Raw genomic sequence first — 22,853 nt, 5'->3', positions numbered from 1 at the left:
GGTCAGTCAACGGAAAATTGGACGGGTCGTCTTCAGGTCTCCTCGGCGACGACGGTGACCGTGCTCTCCGTGCCGCTTACCGTGATCCACTCGCGGTCGGTGAGGGTGCCGTCGTCGTCGGTGTCGGTCGTGACAGCAACGGGACCGAACGTGTACCGTCCCGACTCGTCGATCTCGTCGGGCGCCTCGGCGAAGTGCGTCAGGTCTTCGTAGGCCGACTGGGCGTCGTCCACCCCGAAGTAGACGTGGGTGCCGCCGCCGAAGGCGGGCGTGGTCGCCTCGAGGTCGCCGTGCTCTTCGTCGACGTCCCAGCCCTCGGGGACGGTGTCGCGGACGATGACCTCCTCGCCCTCGGGGTGGCGGACCGCTGCGTCGAGCTCCGTTCGGTTGGTCTGGCCGCCGGTGAACACGGAGGCGTCGTCCTCGCGTGCGCCCTCGACGATGAGGCCGGCCTCGTCGAAGGCGGTCTCGAGACCGAGATGCGCACGACAGTCGAAGCCGTTGACCAGACCGGGGACGTTGACGAGCTTCGCGACCACGTAGAAGACGCGCTCGCCGCCGTTTGCCTCGAGGTCGGCCGGTGAGACGCAGGTCGAGACGTCGGCGTCGCCCTCGAGCCCCGCGTCCTTGTCGACGACCGTCGGCTCACCCGTCTGGTCGTCGGGGTTCTGGGCGTCGTAGAGGAAGAGGTCGACGTGCGGGTCGCCCCTCGTCGCGCTCGAGTTGCCGCCGCTGTAGTGGCTGAAGGCGACCGAGGCGTCGACCTCGCCGGGATCGGTGACGCGGACGTGGCCCGCGATGGCTCGCTCGTCCTCCGGGACGGCGAGGCCGACGGTTCCCGATACCGCCTCGTCCGTGAGATCCCGCGTGACGGCGTCGATAGCGGGTCCCACGTTCGCGCGGCCGTAGCCCTCGTACTGGTCGCGGCCGCCGAAGGTGTACCGCGGGGCCTTCGCGCGGTGGTACGGTGCGGCGGTGAGCGCCGACTCGCTCGCGGTCGCCAGCAGCACCTGCTTCAGCCGGAACACGTCGTCGCGGCTGGTGTCGGCGGGTTCGGGCAGCGCGATAGAATCGGGCGCGTCGAACTCCATCGCTTCGGCGACGAGGCCGGCCATGCCGGCCAACGACGGCGCGGCCATCGACGTGCCGGCCTTGCCGGTGTAGTCGCGGACGCCGTCGCTGCCGTCGCCCTCCGTGTTCGCGCCCGAAAGCGGCGACTCGAGCGAGGTATCGAGACTCACGTCCGACAGCGTGTCCAACACGGAGTCGGCGAGATCGAACTCGTACTCCGCCGGACCCGTAATCTCCTGGTCGAACGTCGTCCGCGGCTCGAGGTCGGACTCCTCGAGATCCTCGAACTCCTCGACGGGCTCGAGATCGGCGGTCGCGAGGTCGTCGTCGGGTTCGGTCTCGGTGACTTCCTCCTCGGGGTCGCCCTGAAGCGCGGCGAGGTCGGGGACGTTGATCGTCCCGCCGGGAGCCGTAACGTCCGGCTTCATGTACGGCTCGTCGTGCTCGTCGATGCCGCCGACCCCGCCGGAGGAGTACGCCGAGATGCCGTCTCGCGCGCCGGTCGCGACGACCGAGATCGCCTCGCGCACGACCGCGGGTGCGCCGTTTCCGGTGGCCGGTGTCGCGTCGTTACCCGCCGCGGCGACCGAGAGGATGCCGGCGTCCGCGAGGTTGCCGATCGCTTCGGGGATGTCGTCGAGTCGTCCCCCGAGGGCGCCCAGGGGAAGGCCGCCGACGTACCCCCAGGACATGTTCACCGCGCGGACGTTGAGTTCGTCGGCGAACGCCTCGGCGTGATCGCCCATCTCGAGGGTCGGGCCGCTGAGACCCGACAGTGACATAATCCCCGCGTTGGGGGCGATCCCGGCGTGCAGCGAGAGGTCGCCGTCGTCGGTTCGGTCGCCCGCGGTTTCCGCGGGATCGAGGAACGCCCCGGCGGCGACGCGCTCGACGGTTCCCGTCGTGAGGAGTTCCCCCTCCAGTGCACGGACGTAGACGGTGTAGGTCGCCTCGCCGTCGTCGTGAACCGTCGGCGTCTGGGCCACGATGTTCTCCTCGAGACTCGTTCCCACGAGATCGCTCGAGGTCGTCAGCTCCTCGCCGTCGGGGCCTTCGATGGCGATTTCGACCAGTTCGCCGTACACGCTGGCGAAGACGCCCGTTCCCGCGGCGGCCTCGACCTCGTAGCTGAGGGTGTCGCCCAGCAGCAGGGTCGTCCGCGGCTCGTCCTCCTGGTAGCGGTCGGTATCGATGGCGCTCGCCCGGCCGCTGCCGGCCATGATCGAGGCGACGTGGGTGCCGTGACCGTTCGAGTCCCGGGGACGAGAGTACTCCCCGTAGCGATCCTCGTCGTTGTGCCAGCCGACGAGTTTGGTCGTGTTCGAGGTGATCCTGCCACCGGTGTTGGCGAACGGGTTGCCGTCGATCTCGAATCCGTCCTCGGTGGAGACCGTCGCCCCGCTCCACGGGCCGAGGTCCGGATGGCGCGAGTCGGTTCCGCTGTCGGTCAGCGCGAGCGGCCGATCGGCCCGGCCGCGATAGCCGCGGTCCCAGGCGTGGATCGCCTCGCGAACCCGGACGTTCAGGTGTGTCGGGTCAATGCCGCTCTCCTCGACGGACAGCGCCGCTGCCGAACCGCTCGAGAGGCCGGTCCCTCCCAGCAGACCGGCTCCCGCAACCGCGCCGAGTTTCAGGACGCTACGTCGCGATACTGCGTCGTCGGCCGGAGTTTCACCCACGCTGTCGTTGTTTCTCATGAACCATGCTGACTTACGCCTCACTGCTAATAAATGATTTTGACAAAGTCATCCAATAGTACCGGTTAACTGCGTATATGGTCATAAACGACAGACAATGTGTAACTAGTTTCTTCCGCGTCGACAGGCACGCTGCTGTGGCAATAGTTGCGAGTAATTACAGGCTGCGGTTAATATTACCGCAGGATCCGAATATATTACTTGCCGGTGGCCGTGGGAGCGACTATGACCCGCGATCGCACCTTCGAGACGCTCGCCGTCACCGAAGGGGAAGCGCCGTTTACGACCGGGAGCGAGGCCGGCGACGTCACGTCGCCGATCCACCTGGCGTCCACTTACGCGCTCCCCGGATTGGACACCGAGATGAGCCTCGAGGATGTCGACCCCGACGCCGGCGAGTTCGTCTACTCCCGACTGTCGAACCCGACGCGACACGCCCTCGAGACGCGACTCGCCGCCCTCGAGGGCGGCGAGCACGCGATGGCCTTCTCCTCGGGGACCGCCGCCATCTTCACGACCGCGCTCTCCTGTGTCGAATCCGGCGACCACGTCGTCGCCTTCGACGACCTCTACGCCGGCACGCGACGGATGCTCGAGGACGTCTTCGAGGGGCGACTGGACGTCGAGGTGTCGTTCGTCGACGCGACCGAGACGGCCGCAGTCGAGGCTGCGATGCAATCTGATACCGAGTTCGTCTGGATGGAGACGCCGACGAACCCCACGCTCGCGCTGTGTGACGTCGCGGCGATCGCAGAAATTGCCGACAGCTACGACGCAACTCTCGGCGTCGACAACACCTTCGCGAGCCCGTTCTTCCAGCGCCCCCTCGAGTTGGGCGCCGACGTCGTCGCCCACAGCACCACGAAGTACCTCAACGGCCACTCGGACTCGATCGGCGGCGCGGTCGTGACCAACGACGACGACCTGGCCGAAGAGCTACGGTTCCAGCAGCAGGTCGGCGTCGGCGACATGCTCGCACCCTTCGACAGCTACCTCCTGCTTCGGGGGCTGAAGACTCTCCCTATGCGAATGCGCGAACACGAGCGAAACGCGACGGCCGTCGCCGAGTTCCTCGAGGCTCGCGAGGAGGTTTCCCGGGTGTACTACCCCGGCCTCGAGAGCCACCCCCAGCACGACCTCGCCCGCGAACAGATGGACGGCTTCGGCGGTATCCTTAGCTTCGAACTCGAGGGCGATATCGACGACGCAAAGCGGTTCCTCGAGGCGCTCTCGGAGTTCACCCTCGCCGTCTCCGTCGGCGGCGTCGAGAGCCTGATCGAACTCCCTGCCGGGATGACCCACGAACCACTCTCCCCCGAGCAGCGTGCGGAACTCGGCATCTCCGAGACGCTGATCCGGGTGTCGGTCGGCGTCGAAGGCCGCGAGGACCTGCTCGGGGACCTCGAGTGCGGGCTCGAGGCGATTGCTCACCGGACGGCGACGGCAGACGACGACTGAGCGGTTGGTGTTAGCTCCTCGCTGTCCCCGCCCGTGTCACGGACGTTAAGACCACCGCGTCCGTAGACGGGGTCGATGAAAGGACCGGGGATCCTCTGGATGCTCCAGACCGCCGCCGGGCTATCGATGGCCGGACCGATGTTCATCATCGGCCTCGAGTACGCCCGGGACGGCTTTCTCGTCGGCGGCGTCGGCTTTTTCGCACTGGGACTCGTCGCTCTCTACTTTCCGACGTGGCTCCTCGGCCGGATCGGCGGACCCCGGGCGTGGGTCCGCAGACGGCTCGAGCGGCGACGGCGCGATACCGACGATACCGAAGCGGAACGGTCGTCGAGCCGATTCGACCGCTTCCGAAGCGGTGAGGACGAAACCGAACCAGAGAATAACTCGAGTCGACTCGACCGCTTTCGAAGCAACTGACCGCTCAACCGGCCCGCTCGAGGGTATCGGCGACTGACCGGAGTCTGGCGATCCGCTCCTCGGTCGGCGGATGCGAGCGCGTTTCGACGTGAAAGCCGTCCGCACTGTCGTCGCTCCCGCGCTCGAAACCGTAGGGAAGCAGGCACATTCCATCGAGGCCGGCGTACGCCACCCGGGCGTCCGTTGTGGGCGTTCTCACGCTCTCGTCGAGCGTCTCCAGTGCGCTCACGAGCGCGACGGGGTCGCCGGTGAGGCGGGCGCCGTCCCGGTCCGCGACGAACTCGCGTTTTCGCGAGAGGTTGCGGCTGAGGAAGACGATCACCGTCGCGAACAGTCCCAGGACGATGCCGCCAACGACGACCGTGAGCGCGGCTGCGACGGCGAACTGCGCGAGCCCGGAGAGCGAGCCCAGCGGCGCGTCGATAAAGGCAGTACTCAGGAGGTAACAGCCCAGTAGAAGTCCACCCCAGACGAGCGGCCGCTGAGCTTCGGGGACGGTTTCCTCGAGCAGCGAGTACTCGTCGGAGACGAGCGCCGGCAGGAACGACGCCAGCGTCATTACGAGCGCGTCCCGGTTCTTCAGGTGGACGAGCTCGTGTGCGAGGACGGCGTCGAGTTCGTCTTCGGTGAGCGTCTCGAGGAGCCCCTCGCTGACGACCACTGTCTCCCCGCGGAGGCCGCCGACGGCGAAGCTGTTCGGCACGTCGGTGTCGGCGACGGCGACGGTGGGGACGCGCATGTCGGCCAGCGAGGCGAGACGGGTGACTCGAGCGTGGAGGTCGGGGTGGGTCGCGGCGTCGACGGGGGTCGCGCCGGCTTCGGCGAGCAGTTCCCGGCGCGTATACTGCAACTGTGCCCAGAGGAGCCCGCCCAGAACGAGCCCACCCAGGACGGTGTAGCGCGCCGCCGTCGACGCGAGGCCGAGCGAACTCAACACGCCGCCGAGCCACGGCTCGAGCAAGACGGCGACGACGAACGCGAACGCGAGATCGATCAGCACGACGAGCGCGAGGGTCACACCCATCCGTGCCGTGAGGTCGTCTCTGCCCATTCGTCTCTACCGTTCGAAGTGTTAGACGAAAACAGTTTCGCCGTGGGTAGTCCATCGAAACGAACCGTCGGTCCTATCGTGATGTAAGAGAAACACATTTGGTGCGACAGTATACAGTACACGTGTGGGATACAACCTCCGTTACGCTGCCCTGATCGTCTGTTGTGTCCTCGCGGTCGTCGTCGCCGCAGCGTTCTTCCCCGCGGCCGGCTACGGCGACGCCCCCGATCGAGAGGCCGTCGAGAGCGACTACTACGCCGATACAGAGAGCGACATCGGTTTCGGAATCGATCTCACGCCCGAGGCATCCGACGGTGCAGCCGACGACCCCGACGAATCGTCCGATGAAGAGCCCCCCGAAGCGGAAGAAGAAGACGACCGGTCGGACGAGGAGTCAGAGGAAGAAGACGAGGATGAGCCTCCGGCGAGTTCCGGCTCGAGTGACGCCTCGAGCGGTTCGCTGTTCGGCGGCGTCGCCGGCTGGCTCGTCTTGCTCGCGTTCTCCGTCGCCGGTCTGGCCCTCTGCTGGCGACTCACCGGTCCGCGGACGGGTGAGATACCCGAGGGGATTCTCCCGTCGATCCGGTTCCGTCTGCGACGCATCCCGCAGCTAACGATGGCCGCCACGATCGGTGCCTCGAGAACGCTGCCGACCCTCCTCGACGGCATCGGAAGTCTCTCCCGGGGCGTCGGCGCCGGGATCGGTGCCGTCACGCGCGACGTCGGCGGCGGGTTCGCCGGAGCGGCCGTGGCGCTGCCGACGGCGCTGTCGGTCACCTCTCGCGGGTTCGGCTCGCTGTTCTCGCTGTCGCCGTCCGCCGGACTCTCCTCGCTGCTCGGTAGCGTTCGAAACCGATCGAACCGATCGCGCTCGCGTTCGACACGTAACTCACGGCCGGTGGGCGACGACACCGATACCGAGGAGCCTGACTTCGGCCCCAGAACGATCGAGGAAGCCTGGGCCGAGATGACCGCAGCCGTCCCGGTTTCGCGTCGAACCGTCCGGACGCCGGGCGAGTACGCGCGGGCGGCCGTCGACGCCGGATTCCCGTCCGAACCCGTCGCACAGCTCACCGAGGCCTTCCGGGACGTTCGCTACGGGGATTTCCCCCCATCACCCGACAGAACCCGGCGGGCGCGGGAGGCGTTCGAACGGATCGACGGAACGCAGGACGAGGACGGCGGTGAGCGCCGATGAACCGCTCGTCCGTCGTCGTCGGTGGCCTGGGGTTGCTCGCCCTCCTCGCGGCAGTTGGCGTCGCGGTCCTCGAACCGTCGGTGCCACCGCTCGCCCTTCTCGGGACCGACTGGGCCGTCTTCGCCGTTGCGACTCTCGCGATCGCGGTCGGACTCGTCGGGCTTCTCCGGACGGGAACGCCGACGAGCGACAGGGTCGAAGCCGCGACCCTGCCCGACCGCTCTGGGACGCCGACGCGGGAACACAAGCGGGCCACAGAGGCGATCGACCGCGCCCTCGAGCGGCCGGAACTGGGGGAGACGACCGCCGACGCAGGCCGGCGGTCCTACCAGCGACGACAGGCACGAGCGGCGATCAACCAAAGCGCCGTTTCGCTCCTCGCGGACCGCCACGACGGTTCGACCGAGGAGGCCGCTCGACGGCTTGGCGACGGCTCCTGGACAGACGACCCCCGAGCGGCGTCCTACGCGGGCAACGTCTCGTTGCCGCTTCGACTCCGACTCGAGGACTGGGCCCACGGCGCGGGCTACCAGCGCGGGCTCCGGGCGGCCATCAAGGAGGTCGACGCCCTCGCCGAGGAGAGGTCGAAGCCGAGTCGAGAACTCGAGGCGGAGGGTCGCCGATGACCGCGACGCACCGCTGGACCGTCGGTCTGGCCGTCGCGCTGCTGGCGAGCGGGATCGGTATTCTCGCGGGCAACACCGCGGTTTTCCTCTCGTCGGTGGTCGGCCTCGGCTACGTCGCCTACGGCTACACGACCCGTTCGCCGCCGACCGAACTCTCGGTCGACCGGATTCTCGAGCCGAGCGAGCCGCTGCCGGGCGACGACGTCGACGTTGTCGTCCGGGTCACCAACGACGCGGACGAGGCGGTCGCCGACCTCCGGATCGCGGACGAGCCGCCGGCCGAGTTGCCAGTCACCGACGGCGAAACACACGGCGCGGCTACCCTCCAGCCCGGCGAGACGGCGACGGTCGCGTACAGCCTCCGTGCGCGTCGCGGGGAGCACGCCTTCGGCGACGTCGCAGTCGTCGCCCGGAACGTAAGCGGAAGCGAGATCGAACGCCAGCGGGTCGATCTCGAGGACGGGTTCGAGGTTGACGACGCCCTCGAGCGCCTCCCGCTCGCCGGTCAGACGATCCAGCACACGGGTCGCGTCGAAACCGACGTCGGCGGGGCCGGGACGGAGTTCTACTCGCTGCGGGAGTACCAGCCGACCGACCCGATGAATCGAGTCGACTGGAAGCGCCTCGCCCGCGACGGCAGTCTTACGACAGTCGAGTTCCGCGAGGAACGCGCCGCCAACGTCGTGGTCGTCGTCGACGTCCGGCGAGCGAACGAGGTCGTTCGTGAGACCGGCGAACTCGACGGCGTCTCGCTGTCGAAACACGCCGCCGGCTGGCTCGTCGAGGCGCTGTTGAACGAGAACAACCGGGTCGGGCTCGCGCTGTACGGCGGCAGCGGGGATTACCTGCTCCCCCGCAGCGGGCGCGACCAGCGGGCCAGAGCCGCGGCCCTGCTCGAGGGCGAGTGGAAGGGCTCGTTCGGCCGGTCAGCGTGGCTGGCCGCCGGCGACGACCACGTCGGTCGGTTCTGTCGACACCTCGCCGACGACACCCAGCTCGTGTTCGTCACTCCGGCGCTGGACGAGGCACCGCTCACCTCTGCTCGACGCTTTCGCGCCTACGGTCATCAGGTGACGGTCGTCTGCCCCACGGTCGCGGCCGTCGACTCCCCGGGCGGCCCGGTCGAGGTGATCGGCCACGAGCGCCGCCTCGGGACGCTCAGAGAACACGACGTGCGCGTCCTCGAGTGGGCGCCCGACGAATCGCTCCACGTTGCAACCGAACGCGCAACCCGGCTGTGGTCACGATGAACACGGAACGACGGACGACGGAGACAGGGGGTACCGATCTCGGAACGGCAACGATAGCTCTCGCGGCGCTCGTGACGATCGGCCTCGGTGCCGGCGTCAGCCTCGGCGTCGGTGGATGGTTGCTCGTCCCGGTCGTCGCGAGCGCGATGGCCGGCCTCGCCGTCGGTGTGAGTCTGACGTTGCTCCAGTCGTCGTCGCTCGCCCGACGAGCCGTGGGGAGCTGTGGGCTGCTCGGCGCGCTGGCGGTTCTGCCGCTGGCGATCGTCCAGGCTGGTCTCCTCGCCGTCACCGCGAGCGTCGCGACCGGGGCGACGGCGGTCGCACTCGCTCCGGGCTCGTCGTTTCGACAGCCGGTGGCGCACGCGATCCGGTCGTCGGCGGTGACGGCGACAGCAGTCGCCGGGCTCGGGCTGATCGTTCTCTCTGGTGGGATCGGCGTTTCGGTGGCGTTCCTGGCGGGGTTGTTCGCCGTCGCGACGAGCTCACCGTTCGTCGGCTTCGTCTCGCTTCAGCTGGTGCTGATCGCGGCGGTTCTGTTCGGAACCGGCGCGCTCTCCGTTCTCGAGCCCGTAATACCGGGTCGCCTCGGCGCTCCATCCACGGGCGAACTCCTCGAGCGCGCGACGACGCTCCCGCCCGTCGTTCACTACGCCTTCGGGGGCCAGGTGCTGTTGTGGTTTTTCCCCGGGACTGCCGGCGTCTTCGAGTCGACGCTCGTCGCGCTCGGACCGGTCGGTGCACTCGTCGCGTCGGCGCTCACGTCCGGGCTGCTCCACGTCCCGCTCGGCGTCGTCCTCTGTGGCGCAGCCGCAGTCTGGATGGGTGGTGCGCTCTCGCCGTTCGGTCAGCTCTGGCTCGAGCCCTACCCGCTGCGAACCCTGGCGTTCGCGGCGGGCGGCGCACTGGTCGCGCTCGCCGCGCTCGCCCTCGCTCCGACGATGGCCCTCGACACACTGACGCCGGTGTGGGCGCTGTTCGGCGTACTCGTCGCCGCGTACCTGGTCGTTGGGCTACTCGCCCGCACGGTAGCCGCTCGAGGCTGGGGCGACGCCTGGCGACACCGGAGCCTCGGTGTCGGCGCCGTCGGGCTGTTCGCGACGACGGTCGTCGCTGCACTCAGCGGCCTCGCAGCACCGCTCGTCTTCGTCGGCGTCGCCGCCTCGATCCTCGTCTGGGACGTCGGCGAGAACGCCCTCTCCATGCGCCGCGATCTCGGTGGGGGCGTCGACTCCCGCCAGACCGAACTCGTTCACGCGATGGGAAGTGGGTTGGTCGGTCTCGTCGGCGTCCTGATCGCGACTGGAGCGATGTACGGCCTCGGAACCGTCTCGCCGCCGACCTACCGCTGGCAGGCGGTCGTTCCGGTCGCCCTCGCGCTCGTGGCGGTCGTGAGCTTCGCTGCCGTCCTGCTCGGAGACGGGGGGATCGGCTCGAGTCGCCTGCGCCACCGGTTCGGCAGTCGAGGGCTCCGACGATCGGTTCGATCGGCACTCACCCATCCGATCGCGGTCCCAGTCTGTGTGAGCCTCGGGATCGCCGTCGTGATGATTCTCACCGGCGGCACCACGTACGCGCCGCTCGTGTTCTTCCTGCTGGTGATCGGCGTGCCGATCGGCGTCCTGGTGTGGCTCGAGCGGCGGGGGGATAACTCGCCCAGTAGCCTCTCACAGAACCCACCGCCGCGGATGTGATTCCGAGGCGCGGTTCGAAGCCCTTATACTCGCGAGTTGGATACTCTGAGACGACTCGCTGGGCTGCGGGCGACAGCGGGCACCTGTACGGCTTCGCCACAGGTCGGGATGTGGAACGCTCGAGGATCGTCGATCCTCGCGGTTCTGAACCAGGAAACGCCCGCGGATACACACAATGGCACGAAGCTTCTACTCCCATATCAAGGAGGCATGGAAGACCCCCGGCGACGGTAAGCTGGGAGAACTGCAGTGGCAGCGAAAACAGAAGTGGCGCAAACAGGGCGCCATCGAGCGCATCGAGCGCCCCACGCGGCTGGACAAGGCGCGCGAACTCGGCTACAAGGCAAAACAGGGGATCGTCGTCGCTCGCGTCTCGGTCCGCAAGGGGACCGCACGCAAGCAGCGACACAAGGCCGGTCGCCGCTCGAAGCGCCAGGGTGTCCGCCGCATCGGTCGGCGCAAGAACATCCAACGCATCGGCGAGGAGCGCGTCTCCCGGAAGTTCCCCAACCTGCGCGTGCTCAACAGCTACTGGGTCGGCGAGGACGGCTCCCAGAAGTGGTTCGAAGTGATCCTCGTGGATCCGAACCACCCCGCGATCCAGAACGACGACGACCTCAACTGGATCTGTGACGACGCCCACACCAACCGCGCGTTCCGCGGGCTCACCAACGCCGGCAAGGCAAACCGCGGCCTCAACACCCGCGGCAAGGGCGCAGAGAAGGTCCGTCCGTCGAACACCGGCGGCCAGGGCCGCGCGAAATAACGCCGTTCGCGGTGTCGTCTTTTTCGAACCAACCGCCCCTCGAGCGACGGCACTCACCTCGCGCTCGCGACGACCCGGACTAAGTCACTGCTCGACGTGGAAACTGCATGCCACGCTCGCAGGTTGCGACGTTCTCGATCGACCGCGTCGAGGTGCTCGATCCCGAGGGACGAGTCGATGAGGATCTCGAGCCGGCGCTCTCCGAGGAGCGACTACTCGAGTGGTACCGAACGATGAAGCGCTCGCGTCGACTCGACCGGCGCGCGATCGCGCTCCAGCGCCGGGGCGAACTCGGGACGTTCGCGCCGGCGATCGGCCAGGAGGCGGCCCAGGTGGGAAGCGCCGGCGCCCTCGCCGCCGAGGACTGGCTCGTCCCCTCCTTTCGCGAACACCCCGCGGGGCTCGTTCGCGGCCTGGCACCCCGGCAGGTGTTCGAGTACGCGATGGGGCTCGAGGAGGGCGGGACCCCGCCCGAGGACGCCCGGTCGCTGCCCCCATCGATCGCAGTCGGGACGCAGTCGCTACACGCCGCGGGGATCGGCTGGGCCGAGGCGATGCGAGGGAGCGACGCGGTCGCGCTGGCGTACTTCGGCGACGGGGCGACGAGCGAGGGTGAGGTGTACGAGGCGATGAACCTCGCCGGCGTCTACGAGGCCCAGGCGGTGTTTCTGTGTCAGAACAACCAGTACGCGATCTCGACGCCGCTCTCGAAGCAGACGCGGGCGGCGACGCTCGCCCAGAAGGCCGTCGCCGGCGGTATCGAGGGAGTGCAGGTCGACGGAAACGACGTCCTCGGCGTCTACCTCGTGACACGGGAGGCCCTCGAGCGCGCCCGTCGCGGCGTGCCGACGCTGATCGAGGCGGTCACCTACCGGCGGGAGATGCACACGACGGCGGACGATCCGTCGGTGTACCGGACGACGGCAGAAGAAGAGGAGTGGGAGCTGCTCGATCCGGTCCTGCGGTTCGAGACCTATCTCCGGGATCGGGGCGTGCTCGACGACGAAGTCGTCTCCGAGGTTGAGGCGGAGATCGAGGAAACGCTCGAGGAGGCGATCACAGCCGCCCGCGACACCGCCGAGGGTGCGGATCCCGCGGACATGTTCGAGTACGCGTACGGCGATCCGCCGCGGTACGTGGAGCGCCAGCGGGCGGCGTTCGAGGCGGGACAGCGCGAGGAACTCGCCGCTCTGGACCCGTCGTCGAACGACAGGACCGGTCTCGAGGCGGCCGCCGAGCCCGAGGATGAGGGGGCGGAGAGCCGGAACCTGGTCGAGGCGATCCGTCGCACGCTCCACGTCGAGGCCGAGCGCGACGAGCGAGTCCTCGTCTACGGACAGGACGTCGGCGTCGACGGCGGCGTGTTCAGGGCCACGCAGGGGCTGCTCGAGGCGTTCCCAGAGCAGGTACACGACGCGCCGGTCGCGGAAGCGGGGATCGTCGGTCTCGGCGTCGGGCTCGCCGCCGCGGGCTACCGGCCCGTGGCTGAGATTCAGTTCTCGGGGTTCGCCTTCCAGGCGTTCGACCAGATCCAGCAGCACGTCTCGCGGCTGCGAAGCCGGTCGCGGGGGCGGGTCACCTGCCCGCTGACGATCCGCGCGCCGTACGGACTCGGCGTGAAAGCCCTGGAGCACCACTCCGAGAGCTACGAGGCGGGGTACGCCCACATTCCGGGGCTGAAGATGGTCATCCCGTCGACGCCCGCGAACGCCGCCGGTCTGCTGCGATCGGCGATTCGGAACCCGGATCCGGTCTGCTTCTTCGAGCCGATGGTGCTGTACCGCGGGGCTCGCCGTCCGGTTCCGGACGGCCACACCGTCCCGCTCGGCGAAGCCCGAATCGTCGAGGAGGGAGCCGACGCGACCGTCGTCGCCTGGGGTTCGATGGTCAGGGAGGCCGAGCGAGCGATCGACGGGATCGAAGCCGACGTCGAACTGGTCGACCTCCAGACGATCAGCCCGATGGACGCCGAGAGGGTGCTGGCCTCGGTCCGGAAGACGGGCCGGTGCGTGGTCGTTCACGAGGCCCCGCGAACCGCGGGCTTCGGCGCGGAGGTCGCCGGCCGGATCGCGGAGGAGGCGCTGTGGTCGCTCGAGGCGCCGATCGAGCGCGTCGCGGGCTACGACGTCCCGATTCCGCTGTTTGCACGGGAGTCGGCGTACCGCCCGTCGGCCGATCGGATCGAAGCCGCCCTCGAGCGCGTGCTCTCGGCCTAACCCGCTGTCGTCGCCGGGCGGAAACTTATTTGCGGGGGCGATGTACCGGCGGTTATGGCGAACAACGTGCTCGTTCCAGTCGACGATTCGGACCGCGCGACCCAGGCGCTCGAGTTCGCACTCGAGGAGTACCCCGACGCGACGATCACGGCGCTGAACGTCATCGACCCCGGCGAGTTCTACGCGGCGACGGGCATCGAGGGCGGCGCGATGGCGAACTACGACCAGATACGGCAGAACCACGAGGATCGCGCGGAAAAGCTGCTCGAACAGGCGCGTGAACTGGGCAATACGCACGGCGTGACCGTCCAGACCGACCAGGTGCTGGGTGGCGTCTCGCGGTCGATCGTCCAGTACGCCGAAGAGAACGACGTCGACCACGTCGTCATCGGTAGCCACGGCCGAACCGGCGCCAGCCGGATTCTCCTGGGGAGCGTCGCCGAGAACGTCGCCCGCCGCTCACCCGTTCCGGTAACGATCGTTCGGTGAGCGTCCGGACAGGGGCGGCGAAGAACTCGTCGCGTGGGCCGGATTCTCCCCCGGTGCTCGATCGGCTGCCGACCGGCGGATCTTCGGCGGCGTGTGTCCCCCGCCTGACGGTCCGGTCGTAGCCGGTCTCAGACCGTCGTTAGCGCACCCACCGGCGCGTCGGTCCGCTCGCGAGCGCGCTCGATGCCGTCCTCGCCGGCCGCGATGAGCGCGAACACGCCCGCGACGTCGGCGTCGGCGGTGTCGACGATGTCCAGTAGCAGCTCCTGGGTCTCGCCCGAGCGGATGAGGTCGTCGACGACCAGCACCGAGTCGCCGTCGTCGATCGCCGCCGCGGGCAGGTAGTAGGTGAGTTCGATGCCGGACTCGAGGCGCTCTCTGGCCTCGATGAACTCCTCGACGGCGGTCTCCTTGCGCTTCTTCGCGTAGGCACAGCGGGTGCCGTAGTAGCTCGCGAGGGAGGCGGCGAGGGTAATCCCGTCGGTGGCAGCGGTGAGGACGAGATCCGGCCGGCCGAACTCGAAGGCGTCGGCGGCGATGGGCGCGACGAGGTCGAGAAACGGCTGGTCGAAGACGGCGCCCGAGTTGTCGACGTAGCCGTCGGCATCGACGCGGATCCGCTCGTCGAGTTCCACCCCGAGCGCGTCGTAGCCGACCTCCTCGACGACCGCTCGAGCGCGTTCGGCCCCCGGCAGGACGTGGCCGTTGACGTACCGGTTGAGATCGCCCGCCGGCAGCCCGGTCTCGGCGGCGAGTTCGTCGTAGGTCCGGGTCTGCTTCAGCATTCGCAAGACGTCGACCGCCCGCAACTGCAGGGCGGCCTTCTCGGCTCGGTTCATACAAATATGCACGATTCCACAAGTATGGCTATTTCGATCACCTCGGTGTGCGAGATCACCACGAACGTGGGCTGGCCGGCGGACCGAGGGCGGGTCGTCTCGCTACCGCCGGTAGCGCCCGATCAGCCGTCGGACCAGCCGTGCCTGGGCCTTCTGGAGGAGCAACGCGGCCGTACTCGAGGCACAGCCCAGTTCCCTGGCAACCGCCTCGACGCTACCCTCCCGCGGAACCTCGAAGTAGCCGACGGCCAGGCCGGCCTCGAGCGCCTCGAACTGGCGGTCGGTGAGCGCGTCCGCGACGGGCGCGTGTCTGCGGTCGTAGTCGCCGATCGCTTCGACAGTGACGTCGATCTCGTCGGGGAGCCCCTCGAGCAGCGCCCGCAGGTTCTCGCCAGTCCCGACGACCGTCATCGAGAAATCTGCGCGCTCGTCGTAGACGATCGGCGGGACGACGACGAGGTCGAGGGCCGTGAGCCCCGCGCGCCACTCTCGGTCCTCCTCGCGGGTTTCCTGACAGACGTAGAGGTAGAACGAGTCGTCGTCGATCGGCGTCAGATCGTACCACCGGATCGAGTCCACGCCCTCGAGCGCCCGCTCGTAGGGCCCGCGGTCGGCCTCGACGTAGAACAGTTCGTACTCGAGGTGGGGCGCTCGCGCGTCGACGTTCCAGGCCTGTAGCTCCTCGTACCGGACCGCCTCTTCCTCGCGGATGAACCGCTGCATCGGGTGGAGCATCCAGTCGGGCTGGGAGAGCCACACGCTGAGGTACTTCATCGGGGGCTCGAGTCGAGACAGCGGCCGTGACTATATAAAATCGCTAGTGTGTCCGCAGCAATTCCGAGGGCTCGGCCGCGACGACTGTCGAGTATGATCGGGATATCGCTCGAGTCCTCAACGCTCGCTCTCGCGGTCGCGGCCGTCGGTGCCGGTGCACTGCTCACGAATTTCGTCGGCGTTCTTGCCACGATGGCAGGTCGCGCGAGCTACTGGCCCCCTGGGGAACGGGGCTGGCGGTTCTACACCCAGTGGACGCTCGCCCAGACGTTCACCGTCGCGTTGCTCGTCGTCTCCTATCTGGACTGGGGCTCGCTTGGACTCTCGCGGCCCCCCACGCTCGCCGCCGGACTGGCGCTGTTCGTTTCGGGGTTCGTTGTCGCCCTCGCCGCGGGCTTCGACCTGGGCACCGAGGAGACGGCGGGGCTCTCCGGGGAGCTTCGGACGGAGGGCTGGTACCGCTACTCGAGGAATCCCCAGTACGTCGGCTATCTCGTCGCGAGCGTCGGTTTCGCGCTGCTGGCGAACTCGATACTGGTCGCGGTGCTCTGCGCGCTGTACGTCCTATGGTGGCTCCTCCTGCCCCTCGCCGAGGAGCCCTGGCTGCTCGAGGAATACGGGGCAGCCTACGAGCGGTACGCGGCGCGGACGCCGCGGTTCGTCGGCCGAAGAACTGTTCGGGAGTTGTTGGGAACGTGGGGCGAGCGCCCCGCGTGAGTGGAGACTGTCTACTGTACGTCGGTACCGGTGCAACCACCGCGGCTCTGTCGAACCTCCCTTACACGGTGATGCCACTTACACGGTGACGCGTTTCAGTAGTCTTGCTGAATACAGAACGCAAGAGTTCGGTGAAAAAGGCGGACGACGGGGCCGAAGGCTGAGTCGTCCGGGAACCGCGCTCGGTTCGCTCGTGCGGAAACTGGTGATCCGTTCATCCTTCTATTCGATTTGCGAGGGTGGTGAGCGTTGAGTGCAGGTGGGCGATGTAACGCAATAGCGCAGATCTGTACGTCTGCTGGAACACAGCGAACAACATCCAGAGGTTGCGTTCAGCGCCCGGAGTTTTCGCTGTCTCGTTGTCACTACTGGCTCTGCTGTTCGAAATATAAGGGGTGGTACGACAGTAACTGTTGTATCCCGGTAGAATATCTGTGGTATTCAAACTGCTCTACGAGTTATTAATCACCTCAACAGTAAAGGGTAAACTCAGGCGCTGGATCTCTATTTTATGGAGGAATGTTCTCGGGTTATCAATGGAAAAGAGAAAACATCTCAACAAGATGTTTCCAGTCAGGGAGAAACTCTTGAAGACGAACTCAGTAAGGAGCTTGCCGTCCTACATCGGGTAGTCAGGCACAATTTCCGGAACAGCCTGAACGTTATTCTTGGGCTAGCAGAACTAACAAGAGATGACGTCGATGATGAAGCAGTAGAAGAAAACCTGACTGACCTTCTTGAGGAGGTCGAGAACCTCATCGAGACGGTGGATCAAGTCACCTTAATTCAGACCCTCGCGTCGTCTGAGTATACGCCGGATGTAGTGGATGTTGCACCCACCCTCAAGGGGATAATTGCCGAGTACGACGACCAAAACGTAGCTACTTTCGAATCCAGCATTCCCGAATCGGTCTGGGTCTGGCTGAATCCCTCGTACGATGAAGCCTTTCGTGAACTCATCGAGAACGCGATTGTCCACAACGATTTCAGTAACCCTCGTGTTACCGTCAAAGTGAAACAGAAGGAGACGACTGAAGTGATCATCGCTGACAATGGGCCGGGAATGCCGTCGGGCACGAAGGCAAAGCTGGAATCGACAGAGATAGACCAGACGGATCATTTCACCTCGTTGAAGCTCTTGACGGCCTACTGGATTCTTACGCGATCCGGTGGGACGTTCACCATCGAGGAAAACGAGCCCCGTGGCTGTCGGATTATCGTCTCACTTCGGTCCGTCTCACCTCCAGAGTCCTGATCTCCGTGCCTGTTCATGGACTGATCCCACGTCGTCGAGTGCAGCCAACGTCTCAAAGTCCGTTACCCGATCAGAATCCATGAGAAGTTTCCTTAGAAGAACGTCTAAAAGCCTTCCACTGAAGCAACGGGCGGGGGACTGCGTGAAAGGTGACGGTAGCTAATGTTCCAGTACCGAGCACAGTACCGCCTCTCTATTCAGCAGTGGGGTGTGTCAATCATAGCGTGATTCAACAGAGTCACCACAAACCGGTCGCGGTTGCGGCGAAAATCGCTACAGCCAACCGTCTCAGTCGGCCAGGAAGTCCGGCTCGGCTCGCTTCTCGTCGCGTTCTTCCTCGAGGTGGCGCCGGAACGCCTCGATCTCGACGTCGTACTCCTGGTCTTCGAAGCGGTCGCGCACCGAGATGTTCCCGGCCTCCTCCTCGTTGTCGCCGACGATGATCTGGTAGGGGACCCGATCGTCGTGAGCCGCCCGAATCTTGCGCTCGAGGGTGCTGTCGCGGCCGTCGACCTCGACGCGGAACGCGTCGAACTCGTTTTTGACCCGGTGGGCGTACCCCAGGTTGGCGTCGGAGATTGGCAACACTCGCACCTGCTCGGGGGCGAGCCAGAACGGGAACTTCCCCTCGAAGTGCTCGATGAGCATCATGAAGAAGCGCTCGTAGGAGCCATACAGCGCGCGGTGGATCATCACCGGCCGGTGCTCCTCGTTGTCCTCGCCGACGTAGGAGAGGTCGAAGCGCTCGGGCATGTTGAAGTCCAACTGGACCGTGGGCCCGTCCCAGCTTCGACCGATGGCGTCCTTGAACGCAAAGTCGATCTTCGGCCCGTAGAACGCGCCGTCGCCCGGCTCTAAGTCGTAGTCGTAGTTTCGCTTCTCGAGGACGGACTCGAGTTGCTCCTCCGCGCGCTCCCAGATCTCGTCGCTGCCGACGGATTTCTCGGGACGGGTCGCCAGCGCCATCTCGTACTCGAGGTCGAACGTCTCCAGGACCTCGACGATGACGTCGATGATCGCCTCGACCTCGCGTTCGATCCCATCGGGTTTGATGAACAGGTGGCCGTCGTCGATCGTAAAGGCCCAGACGCGCGAGAGCCCCGACAGTTCGCCGCGCTGTTCCTTCCGATACACTTTGCCGTTCTCGGCGTACCGAATTGGCAGGTCGCGGTAGGACCAGGAGTGATCCTGGAAGATAGCGGCGTGGCCCGGGCAGTTCATCGGCTTCAGGCCGAACTCGTCGTCGCCGACGTCGAAGATGAACATGTCGTCGACGTAGTTCTCGTAGTGGCCCGAGCGGTGCCAGAGGTCCGTCTTGAACACGTGGGGCGTCTCGACGTAGTCGTAACCCGCGTCCTCGTTGAGTTCCTCGACGAAGCGCTCGAGTTCCCGCAGGATCGTCTTCCCCGGCGGGTGATAGAGGGGGAGGCCCGGCCCCGTGACGTCCTGGATCGAGAAGAGATCCATCTCGGTGCCGATCTTGCGGTGGTCACGTTCCTCGGCTTCTTCCATTCGTTCGAGGAACGCCTCGAGATCGCTTTCGTCCTCGAAGGCCGTTCCGTAGATCCGCGTCTGCATCGGGTTCTCCTCGTCGCCGCGCCAGTAGGCGCCGGCGATCTCGAGCAGTTTGACGACGCCGATCTCGCCCGTCGACTCGACGTGCGGGCCGGCACAGAGGTCCTCCCACTCGCCCTGGCTGTAGAAGGTGACCTGCTCGCCCTCCTCGGCGAGTTCCTCGAGCAACTCGAGCTTGTACGGCTCGTCAGCCAGGCGCTCTTCGGCCTCCGCGACGGAGAGTTCCTCGCGTTCGATCTCGTAGTCCTCGGCGACGATCTCCTCGATCTCGCGCTCGAGCGCCTCGAAGTCCGACTCGTCGACGTCGAGGTCGTCGAAGTCGTAGTAAAAGCCCTCCTCCGTCGGCGGGCCGATGGCGAGTTTGACGTCGTCGAACTGTCGCTCGACGGCCTGGGCGAGACAGTGCGCGGCGGAGTGGCGCATGACCTCGAGGTACTCGTCGGACTGGTCCGTGACGATCTCGAGCCGGGCGCCGTCGTACACCGGCTGTTCTTTCGCGACGAGTTCGCCGTCGAGTTTGCCGGCGACCGTGTCCCGACCGAGGCCGGGGCCGATCTCGTAGGCGCAGTCTTCGACCGTCGCGTCGGGGTCGACCTCGAGTTCGGAGCCGTCCGGCAGTACGACCGCTATTCCTCGTTGTGATTCTGATTCTGACATGGCTGTGGGTACGTATCGATCTTCGTTGGCTGGCTGTCCGGGGAGTCGGCAGCGAGGGCTGCCGGGGGCGTCGCTGGCGTCGCTATCGCTGGTCGGTCGAGTGGCGTCGACAGAACACAGGGTAGGTGAGAGTTAATAGCGGGCGAGAGCCCCTGTAAAGCGGACACCTACCATCGTGGCTATCGATAGTCCGGTTCGGGATAAAAGCGTTGTGATGGTGCGTGGCGGTTCCGGCCGGGCGCGATTCGACGGAGTGACCGTCGAAGATATGTGGCCGCGCTGACTACCGTCGTCGCATGCAACCGACGGAGTCGACGGACGACGTACTCGTCGTCGGGCCGGCAGCCTGGCGCCGCGACGTCGTCGCGGCCCTCGAGCCCGCACCGGTCCGGACGGCGGCCGGCCCCGAAGAGGCGCTTTCGGCACTCGAGGCGGTCGGTGCGGCTGTCGTGCACGTCGACGACGAAACGCGTGAGCCGTTCGACGCGATCCGCGAGCGGCGGCCGTCGCTGCCGGTCGTTGCCTGCGCCGACGCGCTTTCGAGTGCGGTTCTCGGCGCGACGACCGCCGCCGGAACGACCGCGCTGTCGAACGACGACCTCGAGTCGCTTCCGGCGGTGCTCGAGGCGGCGGTCGACGCGGCCGAAACCGACCGTGATCGGCGGGAGCGGGCACGCCTATTCGAGTCGGCGTTCGACGACGGCGAACTCCGGTGGGTGCTCGACCGCGAGGGGAGGGTTCGCCGGACGAACCGGGCGGCTGCGGCGGCCGTCGGCGACGACGCAACGACCTTCGCGGGCGAGCCGTGGTGGGACGGGCCGTGGTGGACGGCCGGTGACACCCAAGAACTCCGGGCGCGGGTGCGTAAGGCACGGGCGGGGGAGGAGGCGACGCTCGAGACGACGGCGTTCGTCGACCCCGATACGCGCGCGACGGTCGAGGTGAGCGTCCGTCCGACGGCGGACGATCGACTGCTCGCGACGGCGATCGACGTGAGCGAGCGGGCCGCACTCGCCGAGCGCCTGCGCCGTTCGGAGGAACTCCACCGGGTGACGCTCAACAACATGACCGACACGGTTCTCGTCACCGACGAGGACGGCCGGTTCACCTACATCTGTCCGAACGTCCACTTCATCTTCGGCTACACCGTCGACGAGATCGAGGCGATGGGGACGATCGACGAACTCCTCGGCAGCGATCTGTACGACCCCGCGGAGCTTCGCGAGCGGGGCGTCCTCACGAACCTCGAGTGTACCACCCAGGACAAAGCGGGCGACGAGCACACGCTGCTGGTCAACGTCAAGGAGGTGTCGATCCAGGAGGGAACGACCCTCTACAGCTGTCGGGACATCACGAAGCGGAAGGGCCGCGAGCGGGCGCTATCGGCGCTGCACAGTACCGCTCACGACCTTTCGTACGCCGAAACCGCCCACGAGATCGGACGAGTCGTCGTCGACGACGCGACCGACGTGCTCGCGACGGACGCGGTGGCGCTCTACCGCTACGACCAGGCGGAGAACCTGCTCCGGCCCGACGCGACGAGTCCGGCGATGGAGCGACGCTACGGTCCGTTGCATCCCCTCGAGCCCGGCGACTCTGACCTCGGGAGGGTGTTTCTGACGGGCGACCCCGTTGCCGACGCGCGAATCGGCAGCGAGGTCGACGGCGGTCGGGCGCTCTGCGTGCCGCTGGGCGACCACGGCGTCTTCGCCGTCGGCGACGAGGCGATCGACGACGTCACCCGGGAGGTCGCCGAACTCGTCGCCGCGACCGCAGAGGCCGCCTTCGACCGCGTCAGCCGGGAGGAGGATCTCCGACAGCGCGATCGGCGACTCAGCGAGCAGAACAGACGCCTCGAGCGAGCCAACCGAATCAACGACCTCATTCGGGAGGTCGATCGGGCCGTCGTCCGCGCGGAGACTCGCGAAGAGATCGAACACGCCGTCTGCCAGCGCCTCGTCGGCGCCGACCGGTTCGCGCTCGCCTGGATCGGCGAGCACGCGGGAGCGGGTGAGGTCGTCCAGCCGCGGGCGTGGGCCGGCTCGGATCGGGGCTACCTCGATCAGGCGTTCGATGACGGCGCGGATCCGCGGGAGCCGTCGGTCCGCGCGGGGACGCAGAACGAGCCGGTCGCCGTCGTCAACGTCGCCGACTCGCCCCGGGCCGCCCCGTGGCGGACGGCGGCGCTGGCCGCCGGCTTCCAGTCAGTCGTGAGCGTGCCGTTGCTCGCCGACGACGCGAGTCACGGGACGCTCACCGTCTACGCGACTCGCCCCGACGCGTTCGACGAGGTCACCCGGAGCGTGCTGACCGAACTGGGCCAGACCGTCGGCTCGGCGATCAGCGCCCTCGCGCGAAAGGACGCGCTGCTGGGCGACCCCGGCACCGAACTCGAGTACCGGATCGACCGACCCGAGGGGCTCTTCGGGCGGCTGGCCGAGCGCACGGGGGCGACGCTCACCCTCGACGGCGTGATCCACCGCGAGGACCGCGTGCTGGCGTTCGTCACCGTCGACGGCGTGGCGCCGACTCGCGTGCTCGAGGAAGCCGACCGATTCGCCGACGTTCTCGGCGCCCGTCTCGTCACCGACGGCGAGAACAGCGGGGTCGTCCAGCTTCGACTCCGCCCGCCGTTCGTCGCCACGATGCTCGCGGACCACGGGGCCGAGTTACGCGAACTCGCGGCCGATCCCGACGAGTTGCGACTCGTCGTCGCCGTCTCGCCGCCGGTCGCGACGCGGACCGTCGACGCCCTCGTCACCGAGCGGTATCCGGACGCCGAACTTCGCGCCCAGCGCGACCGTTCTTCGTCCCACCGAAACGGCCCGACGCCGTTCGTCGACCGGCTAACGGATAGACAGGTCGAGGTCGTCCGGACGGCCTACCACGCCGGTTACTTCGCGTCGCCCCGGGAGAGCAACGGCGAGGCGGTCGCCGACGCACTCGAGATCTCACCGCAGGCGTTCTACAAGCACATCCGCGCCGCACAGCGCAAACTCTTCGACGCGGCGTTCGACGGCCGGGCGGACGATGGTTTATAGTTAAACCACTCTATACCGGCGCTGGTTGTACTGTAAACGATGCCGGATTTGGGCGGTCGGCA

Annotated in this window: 17 protein-coding genes; 12 read left to right on the top strand and 5 right to left on the bottom strand. The window is 67.2% G+C overall.

The features are described from left to right. Positions 1-32: 32 nt before the first annotated feature. Complete coding sequence (locus tag AC6I6S_RS04915; RefSeq protein WP_497948616.1) at positions 33-2,768, bottom strand: S8 family serine peptidase; 2,736 nt, start codon at positions 2,766-2,768, stop codon at positions 33-35. Positions 2,769-2,993: 225 nt separating this feature from the next. On the opposite strand from AC6I6S_RS04915, the gene AC6I6S_RS04910 reads away from it, so the two are divergent. Together AC6I6S_RS04910 and AC6I6S_RS04905 are read left to right on the top strand one after the other, a co-directional pair. Further along, positions 2,994-4,226: a trans-sulfuration enzyme family protein gene (locus AC6I6S_RS04910; RefSeq protein ID WP_497948615.1), complete on the top strand. Its 1,233-nt coding sequence runs from the start codon at positions 2,994-2,996 to the stop codon at positions 4,224-4,226. Between the two features lie 75 nt (positions 4,227-4,301). Then, positions 4,302-4,646: a hypothetical protein gene (locus tag AC6I6S_RS04905; protein ID WP_497948614.1), complete on the top strand. Its 345-nt coding sequence runs from the start codon at positions 4,302-4,304 to the stop codon at positions 4,644-4,646. 4 nt (positions 4,647-4,650) lie between these two features. Here AC6I6S_RS04905 and AC6I6S_RS04900 read toward each other — a convergent pair whose 3' ends face one another. Further along, complete coding sequence (locus AC6I6S_RS04900; RefSeq protein WP_497948613.1) at positions 4,651-5,697, bottom strand: M48 family metalloprotease; 1,047 nt, start codon at positions 5,695-5,697, stop codon at positions 4,651-4,653. 124 nt (positions 5,698-5,821) lie between these two features. Between AC6I6S_RS04900 and AC6I6S_RS04895 the strand changes: the two genes are divergently transcribed. From AC6I6S_RS04895 to AC6I6S_RS04865, 7 genes are all read left to right on the top strand, one after another. Next, positions 5,822-6,895 carry a DUF4129 domain-containing protein gene (locus tag AC6I6S_RS04895; RefSeq protein ID WP_497948612.1) on the top strand — a complete coding sequence of 358 codons (1,074 nt, stop codon included), beginning with the start codon at positions 5,822-5,824 and terminating at the stop codon, positions 6,893-6,895. Beyond that, positions 6,892-7,521 carry a DUF7269 family protein gene (locus tag AC6I6S_RS04890; protein WP_497948611.1) on the top strand — a complete coding sequence of 210 codons (630 nt, stop codon included), beginning with the start codon at positions 6,892-6,894 and terminating at the stop codon, positions 7,519-7,521. The genes AC6I6S_RS04895 and AC6I6S_RS04890 overlap by 4 nt, the downstream gene beginning before the upstream one ends. After that, the gene (locus AC6I6S_RS04885; protein ID WP_497948610.1) at positions 7,518-8,771 is read left to right on the top strand and encodes a DUF58 domain-containing protein; all 1,254 of its coding nucleotides are present in this window, start codon (positions 7,518-7,520) and stop codon (positions 8,769-8,771) included. The genes AC6I6S_RS04890 and AC6I6S_RS04885 overlap by 4 nt, the downstream gene beginning before the upstream one ends. Next, complete coding sequence (locus AC6I6S_RS04880; RefSeq protein WP_497948609.1) at positions 8,768-10,462, top strand: DUF7519 family protein; 1,695 nt, start codon at positions 8,768-8,770, stop codon at positions 10,460-10,462. Before AC6I6S_RS04885 ends, AC6I6S_RS04880 begins: the two co-directional genes overlap by 4 nt. 175 nt (positions 10,463-10,637) lie before the next feature. Beyond that, positions 10,638-11,228, top strand: a complete 591-nt coding sequence (locus AC6I6S_RS04875) for a 50S ribosomal protein L15e (protein WP_497948608.1) — start codon at positions 10,638-10,640, stop codon at positions 11,226-11,228. A gap of 107 nt (positions 11,229-11,335) precedes the next feature. Further along, complete coding sequence (pdhA, locus tag AC6I6S_RS04870; RefSeq protein WP_497948607.1) at positions 11,336-13,444, top strand: pyruvate dehydrogenase (acetyl-transferring) E1 component subunit alpha; 2,109 nt, start codon at positions 11,336-11,338, stop codon at positions 13,442-13,444. Positions 13,445-13,498: 54 nt separating this feature from the next. After that, complete coding sequence (locus AC6I6S_RS04865) at positions 13,499-13,933, top strand: universal stress protein (RefSeq protein ID WP_497948606.1); 435 nt, start codon at positions 13,499-13,501, stop codon at positions 13,931-13,933. 128 nt (positions 13,934-14,061) lie between these two features. On the opposite strand, the gene AC6I6S_RS04860 is transcribed toward AC6I6S_RS04865, so the two are convergent. Together AC6I6S_RS04860 and AC6I6S_RS04855 are read right to left on the bottom strand one after the other, a co-directional pair. Continuing rightward, positions 14,062-14,772 (bottom strand): phosphoribosyltransferase family protein, encoded by a 711-nt coding sequence (locus AC6I6S_RS04860; RefSeq protein ID WP_497948605.1) that lies wholly within the window; start codon positions 14,770-14,772, stop codon positions 14,062-14,064. Between the two features lie 102 nt (positions 14,773-14,874). Continuing rightward, positions 14,875-15,546, bottom strand: coding sequence for a helix-turn-helix domain-containing protein (locus AC6I6S_RS04855; protein WP_497948604.1), 672 nt, complete (start codon positions 15,544-15,546; stop codon positions 14,875-14,877). Positions 15,547-15,639: 93 nt separating this feature from the next. Here AC6I6S_RS04855 and AC6I6S_RS04850 point away from each other — a divergent pair, with 93 nt between their 5' ends. Then, positions 15,640-16,263, top strand: coding sequence for a methyltransferase family protein (locus tag AC6I6S_RS04850; RefSeq protein ID WP_497948603.1), 624 nt, complete (start codon positions 15,640-15,642; stop codon positions 16,261-16,263). A gap of 511 nt (positions 16,264-16,774) precedes the next feature. After that, positions 16,775-17,518 carry a sensor histidine kinase gene (locus tag AC6I6S_RS04845; protein WP_497948602.1) on the top strand — a complete coding sequence of 248 codons (744 nt, stop codon included), beginning with the start codon at positions 16,775-16,777 and terminating at the stop codon, positions 17,516-17,518. A gap of 288 nt (positions 17,519-17,806) precedes the next feature. On the opposite strand, the gene thrS is transcribed toward AC6I6S_RS04845, so the two are convergent. Beyond that, complete coding sequence (gene thrS, locus AC6I6S_RS04840; RefSeq protein ID WP_497948601.1) at positions 17,807-19,750, bottom strand: threonine--tRNA ligase; 1,944 nt, start codon at positions 19,748-19,750, stop codon at positions 17,807-17,809. A 296-nt stretch (positions 19,751-20,046) separates the two neighbouring features. Between thrS and AC6I6S_RS04835 the strand changes: the two genes are divergently transcribed. After that, positions 20,047-22,791, top strand: a complete 2,745-nt coding sequence (locus AC6I6S_RS04835) for a bacterio-opsin activator domain-containing protein (RefSeq protein WP_497948600.1) — start codon at positions 20,047-20,049, stop codon at positions 22,789-22,791. Positions 22,792-22,853 lie beyond the last annotated feature (62 nt).

The sequence above is a fragment of the Natrononativus sp. DTA114 genome (assembly GCF_059736515.1).
The sequence above is the reverse complement of the archived record's forward strand: the minus strand, read 5'-3'. Positions and strand labels throughout refer to the sequence as shown.

Coding starts and splice junctions, on each gene's coding strand:
- AC6I6S_RS04890 (WP_497948611.1), top strand. CDS start 6,892: ATGAACCGCTCGTCCGTCGTCGTCGGTGGCCTGGGGTTGCTCGCCCTC.
- AC6I6S_RS04875 (WP_497948608.1), top strand. CDS start 10,638: ATGGCACGAAGCTTCTACTCCCATATCAAGGAGGCATGGAAGACCCCC.
- AC6I6S_RS04865 (WP_497948606.1), top strand. CDS start 13,499: ATGGCGAACAACGTGCTCGTTCCAGTCGACGATTCGGACCGCGCGACC.
- AC6I6S_RS04885 (WP_497948610.1), top strand. CDS start 7,518: ATGACCGCGACGCACCGCTGGACCGTCGGTCTGGCCGTCGCGCTGCTG.
- AC6I6S_RS04915 (WP_497948616.1), bottom strand. CDS start 2,768: ATGAGAAACAACGACAGCGTGGGTGAAACTCCGGCCGACGACGCAGTA.
- AC6I6S_RS04905 (WP_497948614.1), top strand. CDS start 4,302: ATGAAAGGACCGGGGATCCTCTGGATGCTCCAGACCGCCGCCGGGCTA.
- AC6I6S_RS04835 (WP_497948600.1), top strand. CDS start 20,047: ATGCAACCGACGGAGTCGACGGACGACGTACTCGTCGTCGGGCCGGCA.
- pdhA (WP_497948607.1), top strand. CDS start 11,336: ATGCCACGCTCGCAGGTTGCGACGTTCTCGATCGACCGCGTCGAGGTG.
- AC6I6S_RS04900 (WP_497948613.1), bottom strand. CDS start 5,697: ATGGGCAGAGACGACCTCACGGCACGGATGGGTGTGACCCTCGCGCTC.
- AC6I6S_RS04850 (WP_497948603.1), top strand. CDS start 15,640: ATGATCGGGATATCGCTCGAGTCCTCAACGCTCGCTCTCGCGGTCGCG.
- AC6I6S_RS04860 (WP_497948605.1), bottom strand. CDS start 14,772: ATGAACCGAGCCGAGAAGGCCGCCCTGCAGTTGCGGGCGGTCGACGTC.
- AC6I6S_RS04845 (WP_497948602.1), top strand. CDS start 16,775: ATGGAGGAATGTTCTCGGGTTATCAATGGAAAAGAGAAAACATCTCAA.
- AC6I6S_RS04910 (WP_497948615.1), top strand. CDS start 2,994: ATGACCCGCGATCGCACCTTCGAGACGCTCGCCGTCACCGAAGGGGAA.
- thrS (WP_497948601.1), bottom strand. CDS start 19,750: ATGTCAGAATCAGAATCACAACGAGGAATAGCGGTCGTACTGCCGGAC.
- AC6I6S_RS04855 (WP_497948604.1), bottom strand. CDS start 15,546: ATGAAGTACCTCAGCGTGTGGCTCTCCCAGCCCGACTGGATGCTCCAC.
- AC6I6S_RS04880 (WP_497948609.1), top strand. CDS start 8,768: ATGAACACGGAACGACGGACGACGGAGACAGGGGGTACCGATCTCGGA.